Source organism: Glycomyces sp. NPDC050141, from assembly GCF_055586545.1.
This window is the reverse complement of sequence record NZ_JBVJHZ010000078.1, coordinates 1-6,875: the sequence shown is the minus strand read 5'-3', so window position 1 is coordinate 6,875 and position 6,875 is coordinate 1. Positions and strand designations below refer to the sequence as shown.

Below are 6,875 nucleotides of genomic sequence, written 5' to 3'. Positions count from 1 at the left end.
CGCACGCTGACCATCCAAACACCCTGTTGAGTTCTCAAACAACACGCCAACCCAAGTCGATCCACATTAGGGATTCGGCCTCAGCCGGAGCAACCTCTCGACTCTAACAGTCTCAGATCCGTGTGCCAAACTCAGGTCGATTAACCTGTGTCACACCCGATCGAGCCTCTATTGAGTCTCAAAGATTCCCGAGATTCAGCTTCCGGACCGCGCCTAAACTCAGTGAGTTTGTCGCTGGTCTCCGGCGGCTTCCGGACCAGGCTTTTCGCTCTGTTCCGTTCCCCCTCGGGCTAGGACAACATTACACGCCCTTTCGAGGGCATGAAACGGGGGGTCCCCTTTTCGAGCGCGACTGGGTTGAGCTGCGGCAATGCCGCTGCGGCGCATCCGGATCGCTGAAAAGCCGGTCCGGACGGGTCGCGGACGGGGCCGGCTTTTCTCGCTTCGTCGCGGGGTCCTTGGTTCGAACCTAGGGGAAGGGTCCGACATTCCGGGGTCCTCGCGGTGAACAACCTGTTGCGATCGGTGTTCGCGTCTTGACGTTCCGGATGCGGTGGGGCGGTGGGGATGCGGGGAGGGGAAGGAGGCGGGTACGCGAAAGGGCCGGGTCCGTCTTTCGACGGGCCCGGCCCTTTCATGCTTTCGAGCGTTGCCGCTCCGGTCTTACGCCGCGACCTCAGTGGAGATCGGGACGATGTTGACCAGCTTGCGACCGCGCTTGGAGGAGAAGAGGACCTCTCCCTCGGCCAGAGCGAACAGCGTGTCATCGCCGCCGCGGCCGACCAGGTCGCCAGGGTGGTACTTGGTGCCGCGCTGACGGATGAGGATCTCGCCCGCGTTCACGTGCTGGCCGCCGAAGCGCTTGACGCCAAGTCGCTGGGCGTTGGAGTCACGCCCGTTGCGGGAGCTGGATGCGCCCTTTTTGTGTGCCATCTGTCCAACCCCTTACTTGGTGATGCCAGTGACCTTGACGCGGGTCAGCGGCTGACGGTGACCCTGGCGCTTGTGGTAGCCGGTCTTGTTCTTGTACTTGTGGATCTTGATCTTCGGGCCCTTGGTGTGCTCGAGAAGTTCACCGCTCACCGTGACGCCAGAGGCGTCGGTGACCACAGTGCCTTCGTCGACGAGCAACACCGCAGGCAGCGTAAGCGTGTCGCCGGGCGCGCCCTGAAGCTTCTCGACTTCGAGGACGTCACCTTCGGCGACCTTGTACTGCTTTCCGCCAGTCTTGACGATTGCGTACATGTCGACGCGGTCTCCTTGGGTCCTCCCCGGTGCGGGGAAATGAGTTCCCCGCAGGGGAACGGTGTTCTGTCAATTTCGCGGTGCCAGGCACCTGCCAGCCTTCGGTTCCGTAAACGTCGCCTGGGCCGGCCCGCCGATCGAGCTCCGCGTTCATCCCCCCGTTCCGGGGAGGAAAAGCTGAGGGCTCTATAGGCCGCTCACTAGGGTACGTCATGTACCCGCTGGTTCCGGCATCGGGATGAGCCCAGCGCCGCGAACGTCACAGTCCGCGGCGCGGGACCTCCTAGTGCTCGGACGCCGCCGATCCGGCGTCGCCGCCGGGTTCGGTGTCGGCTTCCGCTGCCTCGGTGGACGAGTCAGCGGTGCTGGTCTCCTCGGCCGGGGCCTCGGGGGCGTCCGCGGGGACGGCCTCCTCGGTCTCGGGGGCGAGGTCCACGGGCTCGGTCTCGACGTCGGCGTCGGCCTGGGCCGGTTCGCTGGAAGCGATCGGCTCGTCGGTCGTCTCGTCGTCGATCGCGGCGTCCTCGTGGTCGTCGTGGCCGTGCTCGGTGAGCGCGGCGGCGATCTTGGCGGTCTCAGCGGCGGCGGACTTGACGTGCGGCTCGGCCGACTGGTCCTGCTGCTGGTCCTGCTGCTTGCCCCTGGAGCGGTCGCGCTTCTTCTTGCCGCCGCCCTGGCCCTGCTGCTGCTGCTGACCCTGGGACTGGTTCTGGTTGGCGTTGCCGCCACCGCCGCCGTTGCCCTTCTTGCGGGTGTTCCCCAGGATCTCGTCCGTGTGGACCATGACCCCGCGGCCCTTGCAGTGCTCGCACGGCTCGGAGAAGGCCTCGATGAGGCCCTGGCCGACGCGCTTGCGGGTCATCTGGACCAGGCCCAGCGAGGTGACCTCGGTGACCTGGTGCTTGGTCCGGTCCCGGCCCAGGCACTCGGTCAGGCGGCGCAGCACCAGGTCGCGGTTCGACTCGAGCACCATGTCGATGAAGTCGATCACGATGATGCCGCCGATGTCGCGCAGGCGCAGCTGGCGCACGATCTCCTCGGCCGCCTCCAGGTTGTTCCTGGTGACGGTCTCCTCGAGGTTGCCGCCCTCACCGGTGAAACGGCCGGTGTTGACGTCGATCACGGTCATGGCCTCGGTGCGGTCGATGACGAGCGAGCCGCCGGAAGGCAGGTAGACCTTGCGGTCCAGGGCCTTGAGCAGCTGCTCGTCGACGCGCATCTCGGCGAAGACGTCCTTCGTGCCGGTGTGGCGCTTGAGCCGCGGCAGCAGCTCGGGCGAGACCGATTCGAGGTACTTGTGGATCTCGTCGTAGGCCTCTTCGCCCTCGACCACGATCTCCTTGAAGTCCTCGTTGAAGACGTCGCGGACGACCCGGATGAGCACGTCGGGCTCGGAGTGCAGCACGCTGGGCGCGTTGCCCTTCTTCGACTTGGCCTGGATCTCCTCCCACTCGATCTGGAGGCGGGAGATGTCGCGGGCCAGCTCTTCGGGGCCGGCGCCTTCGGCCGCGGTGCGGACGATCACGCCCGCGCCCTCGGGCACGAGCTTCTTGAGCGCCGCGCGCAGGCGGGTGCGCTCGCGGTCGGGGAGCTTGCGGGAGATCCCGGAGGCGTTGCCGCCCGGGACGTAGACCAGGTGGCGGCCCGACAGCGCGATGTGGCTGGTCAGGCGGGCGCCCTTGTGGCCGACCGGGTCCTTGGTGACCTGGACGAGCACGGGGTCGCCGGGGCGCAGGGCCTGCTCGATGGAGCGGGCCTTACCGGCGAGGCCGGTGGCGTCCCAGTTCACTTCGCCGGCGTAGAGCACGGCGTTGCGGCCGCGGCCGATGTCGACGAAGGCGGCCTCCATGCTCGGGAGCACGTTCTGGACCTTGCCGAGGTAGACGTTGCCGACCAGGCCCTGGGTGCCCGACTTCGACACGTAGTGCTCGGCGAGGATGCCGTCCTCGAGGACGGCGGCCTGCGAGCGGCCGTTGCGGACGCGCACGATCATCTGGCGCTCGACGGCCTCGCGGCGGGCCAGGAACTCGGCCTCGCTGACGACCTGGACGCGGCCGCGGCCGGACTTGCGGCCGTCGCGGCGGCGCTGGCGCTTCGCTTCGAGGCGCGTGGAGCCGGAGACGCCGCGCACTTCCTCGTTGGAGGAGGTGCGGCGCTGCGGGGTGCGGACCTTGACGACCACTTCGGCGTCGTCGTCGGCGTCGTCCGGACGCGAGCGGTCGGAGTCCTCGGAACCGGCGCGGCGACGGCGGCGACGGCGGCGGCGGGTCACTTCGGGGCCGTCGGCCTCGGCGTCCTCGTCGTCTTCGTCGGCGTCGGACTCGCGGTCCTCGTCGTCGTTCTCGTCATCGTCGTCGGCAGCGCCGTCGACGCCCTTGCCGCGGCCTCGGCCGCGGCGGCCCCGGCGACCGCGGCGGCGTCGCCCGGCCTCGGAGTCGTCATCGTCGTCGTAGTCGTCGTCGAACTCCTCGGCCTCGGACGCTTCGGCCTTCGGCTCGGGCTTCTCGGCGGGTCGGAAGTCGCTCTTCTCGGGGCCCCGGTCGGAGGCGCCCTTTTCGGCGAGTCGTTCAGCCCGGTCGGGGCGGTTGCGGGTGCGCTTGCGCGTCGCCTGCTGCTCCTGGGGCTGGGCCTTCTTGGCCTGCGTCTTCTTCGCCTGGCCGCGGCGCGGCTCAGGCTCTTCCTCGCGCTGGTCGCGCTTGGGCTCGGCCTTGGGTTCGGCGGCTTTCGGCGCGACCTTCGGCGGGGGGGCGAACATCGCGGCGGTGGACGCGGCGGCGCGGGGGCGCTCGGTCCGCGGCGTGTCCGCCGGGGGCTCGTCGTTCTTGGGTTTCTGAGGAGCCATGAAGGTCACCGCAACCACGGGAACCTGTTCGCGCGGCTCGTTCTCGCGCATATGAATAAATCTCCATTCCAGCCGCCGCCCGGGCGCGTGATGCGATCTGCATCCGCTGCCGCACGGGCGCGGCATCAGCAGTGCGGTCCTCCCGGCTTGGCGATGCCGGCATCCGGCTCGCTTCGCCCAAGAGGCTGGCGAGCCATGCTCCGGCGCTCAAATCATGCCGTTCGGGCCGCACTGAAAGCCTCAACTCGCGCTGGGGATTCAACCTCTTCCCCGGCCGAGTGGTCAAGTCCGTCGCCGTCGTGAGGGACGCGGACAGGACATCTCCAGGTCGCACCGTCCGTAGCTGTGTGCGGTACGACAAGGTCGAGTATCGCACACTCTGCGTCATTCGCCGAGCCGGTCAACGGACCGGTGCCGCTGCTCTCAGTCGGAACCCGCCCGAAAGGGTGAGAAAACACGACTCCTCGTTGTTGGCACGGCGCGAGCGTGGCCCGTGTCCCATGTACTCGATAAGCTGTGTGCTGGCGCGTCAGCAGCGGGCCCCCAAGATAAGGACGACGACCATCGCACTCCAGGTGATCGACTCGGACAAGTCCGAGGAGCCCCGGGCGGACGGAAAACCCTCCACCTACCAGGGGCGGCATCGCGGTGCCGACCTGTTCCGCCAGCTCACGAGCGTGGGCTGGGTGCTCGCCGTGGTCGCGCTCCTGCTCGCGGGCGGAGCGACCGTCCTCTACTGGTCCTCCGGCTCCGGCGAGGAAGCACCCGCCGTGGAGGCCGGGGAGATCGGCGACCTGTGCGACATCTCGGTGAACACCGAGCTGCTCGCGCCGTGGGCCGACACCGAGCAGGCCCGCAACCCCGAGGAGTCCTCGGAGGAGGCAGTGCGCACGTTCAAGTGCACCTATGGCGCGGAATACGCCGGAGGCGACGCGTACCGGCTGGTGACGCTCTTCTCAACCGTGCAGGTCTACGAGGACGCGTCGAAGGCGCGGGCCGCGTACGCCGGGGTGCTCGACTTCGAGGCGTCGAAGGACTTCACGACCGAGGACGTGGACGGGATCGGCGAGCAGGCGGCGGCCGTCACGGTCGCCGAGGGCGAGGAGACGCAGGTGCGGCTCCACATCCAGGTCGCGAACGCGACCCTGAGCATCAACGTGTTCTTCACCGGCGTGCCGCCCGAGGGCGGGGAGGTGCGGCAGCTGACGGAGGATCTCGGCGCGGGCCTCGTCGACGCGCTCCCCCGAGCGGCGAATTAGGCGGCCCCCTTTAAGCTGGCGGTGACTACCGCGGCGTCAAGTCGACACGCCGGGAATCATTCGCGGAGGATCATCGTGAGCGCCACACCACCCTTTGGCCCGGCATACGACGAGCAGCCCGAGGACGGGCAGCGGCCGGGTTCGGGCCAGTGGCAGCCCCGCGCGGGCCGACCGCGCGGAGCGCAGGGCGACTCCGGCCAGTACCCGAGCGGGCAGATGCCCCAGGCCGGGCGTCCCCAGGCCGGTGGACCGCAGGGCCCCCAGGGCGGCCAGCGCCCGCTGCCGCAGGCGGGGCGTCCTGCGCAGGACCCCCGCGGCGGCGTGCCGCGCGCGGGCGGGCCTTCGGCGGGCGGGCCCGGTCAGGGCTACGGGCAGTCGCCGCAGCAGTTCTCCCCGCAGACCGGCGGGTATGAGGCGCAGCCGGGCGGGTACGAGTCGCGGCGTCCCCAGCAGGGCGGGCCGGTGACGGGTTCGAATCCTCGGACCGATCCGCGTGCGGACCAGTGGGGTGCCGGGTCGCCGCCGAGGCGGGACGCAGGTTCGCCGCCGCGCCGTGAGGCCGGTTCGCCGCCGCGCGGTGCGGGCGGGCAGCAGTTCCAGCAGCAGGGCGGCGCCGAACCGGTGTCGCGCCGGGACCAGCCGTTCGAGGAGACCGCGTTCACGGACGAGGCGCGCAGCGAGTGGGGCGGCGGGAACGAGACCACGACGATCGGGCGCCTGGGGTACATGCCGAAGGAGCCGCGTCGGCGTTCGGACTTCCAGAAGGTGCGGAGCCGGGCGCGCAAGTCGAGCCCTGTCCCGAAGATCATCATCGGCGTGGTCGCGCTGGCGCTGGTCGGCGGCGGCGCGTGGTGGTTCGTGAACCGCGAGGACAGTTCGGGGAACGCGGGCGGTTCGGACTCGGGCCTGACGTACGAGGGCAGCTCGGAGCCGTGCTCGCTGGTGGACACGGCGCCGCTGGACGCCGTGGTGGACGGTGCGGAGCCCGTGGAGGTCGGCGACGCGGAGGAGAAGAGCCGCGGGTGGGTGCAGACCTGCTCGTTGACGTACGGCGAGGCCGAGCGGGCGACGGCGCTGGTTGAGGTCGAGAGCACGGTCTTCGACACGGATGCGAAGGCGAGCGTCAACTTCGAGCTGGGCACCAACGATATCGGTGAGCTGGGTGAGGCCTGGACGCTCGTGGAGCCGGCGCCGGAGATCGGCGACCAGGCGGCGGCGGTCGCGCGCGTCCCCGAGGGCGAGACCTCGAACTTCCACCTCCATGTGCAGGACGACAACTCGTATACGGTGGTGCGGATCTCGGTGTCGCCTGATGCGGCGATGGACCAGCAGGGCCTGGCCGATCTGGCTATGGCGATCGCGAACGGGTACCTGGAGAACTGGCGCGGTTAAGACATGGCAAGAGGGGGGGGGGGGGGGGGGGGCGGCCCCCCCCCCCCCTCCCCCCCCCCCCCCCCCCCCCCCCCCCCCCCAAACCCCCCCCCCCCCCCCAGTCCGGGGGGACCCCAACGCCCCCCCCCCCCTCCCCC

At 69.8% G+C, this 6,875-nt stretch carries 5 protein-coding genes; 2 read left to right on the top strand and 3 right to left on the bottom strand.

Features of this window, described 5'->3' with window-relative positions:
• Nucleotides 1–663 precede the first annotated feature (663 nt).
• The 3 genes from rpmA to ACZ60M_RS25360 form a co-directional block, all read right to left on the bottom strand.
• Nucleotides 664–933: a 50S ribosomal protein L27 gene (gene rpmA, locus ACZ60M_RS25370; RefSeq protein WP_465422027.1), complete on the bottom strand. Its 270-nt coding sequence runs from the start codon at nucleotides 931–933 to the stop codon at nucleotides 664–666.
• Between the two features lie 12 nt (nucleotides 934–945).
• Complete coding sequence (gene rplU / locus ACZ60M_RS25365) at nucleotides 946–1,245, bottom strand: 50S ribosomal protein L21 (protein ID WP_208496630.1); 300 nt, start codon at nucleotides 1,243–1,245, stop codon at nucleotides 946–948.
• A 283-nt stretch (nucleotides 1,246–1,528) separates the two neighbouring features.
• A complete protein-coding gene (locus tag ACZ60M_RS25360; RefSeq protein WP_465422024.1) occupies nucleotides 1,529–4,087 on the bottom strand; it encodes an Rne/Rng family ribonuclease in 2,559 nt (852 codons plus the stop codon).
• 575 nt (nucleotides 4,088–4,662) lie between these two features.
• Between ACZ60M_RS25360 and ACZ60M_RS25355 the strand changes: the two genes are divergently transcribed.
• Together ACZ60M_RS25355 and ACZ60M_RS25350 are read left to right on the top strand one after the other, a co-directional pair.
• The gene (locus ACZ60M_RS25355) at nucleotides 4,663–5,346 is read left to right on the top strand and encodes a hypothetical protein (protein WP_465422023.1); all 684 of its coding nucleotides are present in this window, start codon (nucleotides 4,663–4,665) and stop codon (nucleotides 5,344–5,346) included.
• A 75-nt stretch (nucleotides 5,347–5,421) separates the two neighbouring features.
• Nucleotides 5,422–6,738, top strand: a complete 1,317-nt coding sequence (locus ACZ60M_RS25350) for a hypothetical protein (protein WP_465422021.1) — start codon at nucleotides 5,422–5,424, stop codon at nucleotides 6,736–6,738.
• Nucleotides 6,739–6,875: the final 137 nt, after the last annotated feature.

Excerpts from the sequence above, each read along its gene's own strand:
- ACZ60M_RS25360 (WP_465422024.1), bottom strand. The coding sequence starts at position 4,087 with ATGGCTCCTCAGAAACCCAAGAACGACGAGCCCCCGGCGGACACGCCG.
- rpmA (WP_465422027.1), bottom strand. The coding sequence starts at position 933 with ATGGCACACAAAAAGGGCGCATCCAGCTCCCGCAACGGGCGTGACTCC.
- rplU (WP_208496630.1), bottom strand. The coding sequence starts at position 1,245 with ATGTACGCAATCGTCAAGACTGGCGGAAAGCAGTACAAGGTCGCCGAA.